The sequence below is a fragment of the Actinotalea sp. C106 genome, from assembly GCF_023630195.1.
Lineage (GTDB): Bacteria > Actinomycetota > Actinomycetes > Actinomycetales > Cellulomonadaceae > Actinotalea.
In genome coordinates this window covers 1-1330 of record NZ_JALPKN010000501.1, presented here as the reverse complement: position 1 = coordinate 1330, position 1330 = coordinate 1, and the positions used below count along the sequence as shown (strand labels likewise).

At 74.2% G+C, this 1330-nt stretch carries 2 protein-coding genes; both read right to left on the bottom strand.

Going from position 1 to position 1330, the window contains the following annotated elements; genetic code table 11:
- A partial coding sequence (locus tag L0B03_RS18005; RefSeq protein ID WP_250448398.1) for an MGMT family protein occupies nt 1-205 on the bottom strand: 205 nt, incomplete at its 3' end.
- A 9-nt stretch (nt 206-214) separates the two neighbouring features.
- Nucleotides 215-1330, bottom strand: a 1116-nt coding sequence (locus L0B03_RS18000) for a PP2C family protein-serine/threonine phosphatase (RefSeq protein WP_250448396.1), incomplete at its 5' end; no start/stop codon positions are given.

Sequence of the window (1330 nt, the reverse complement as noted above, 5' to 3'; positions counted from 1 at the left end):
GCCTCCGACTTTCCCCCGCGGCGTTGACGACCCGCCACCACGGCACACCGGCGCCGGCCCGGGCCATCACCTGCCCGACCTGACGGGCCCCGCCCCGGCCCAGGATCCCGCGCAGCACGCCGGCGACGTCCCCGTACGTCATCACCCGGCCCGGCGGGATCGCGTCCACGAGGTCCAGGACCTCCTCGAGGTACTCCTCGTCCACGGCGTCCCCTCAGCTGCGGTGCACGAGGATCAGGGCGCGGTCGTCGCCCTCCCCGGCGCGCACCCCCGCGACCACGGCGTCGGCCCCACCCGAGCGGGTCGCGACCACGCGCTCGGCCTCGCCCATCAGCCGGTCGATCCCCAGCTCGACGTCGTGCCCGGGGCTCTCGACGAGACCGTCGGTGTAGAGCATCAGTGTGTCCCCGGGGTGCATGACCCCTTCGTGGACCGCGAAGACGGGGGCGTCGACCACCCCGAGGACGGGGCCGCCCGGCGTCTCGAGGGCCTCGATCCGGCCCGACCCGGCGTGCAGGTGCACAGCAGGCGGATGGCCCGCCGTGGAGACCCAGAACTGGCCCGTGTCCAGCCGTACCGCGAGGTGGATCGCGGTCGCGAACCCCTCGGGCCACCGTTGGTTGAGCAGGTAGCCGTTGGCCGCAGGGAGGAAGGCGTCCCTGGGCATCGCCCCGAGCAGGCCGCCGAAGGCCCCCGAGAGCAGCAGGGAGCGCACGCCGGCCTCCTGCCCCTTGCCCGAGACGTCGACCAGGACGATCTCGAGCAGGGGCGAGCCAGGGGCGTGCGAGGCCACCACGAAGTCCCCCGAGAAGGCCTCGGCGTAGGCCGAGCGCACCACGCTGTCGACCCCCCACCCCTCGGGCAGGTCCGGGATGCGGCCGTGGGCGACGAGACGGTCGCGCAGGTCGACGAGCATGAGGTCGCTCGTGGCCCCCTGCAGACCGAGACGCTCACGGCTGCGCACGAACGTCACCCCCAGGACCACAGCCAGCAGGATCACCACGTACCGCGCGGCGCTGAACGCCTCCTCGTCGATCAGCTCGAGGGTCAGCACCAGGCCGAGGACGACCACCCCGAGGGTGGTCATGGCCCAGGCCCGCAGCACGAAGACGCCCAGCAGCAGGACGAGCAGCACGACGGACGAGGGGACCCAGGCCGGCAGGAAGGCGATCCCGAGGGCCGCGAGGACCGCGAGCGCTGCGAGGACGAGGGTCGTGGAGATCTGCCTCGCCTGCGGGGAGTTCCGGGGGCCGCGCACGACGCGCCGGACCGCACGTCGAGCCGAGCGGGCAGCACCGCGTGCCCGCGGCCCAGGACCGCGGACGGTGCG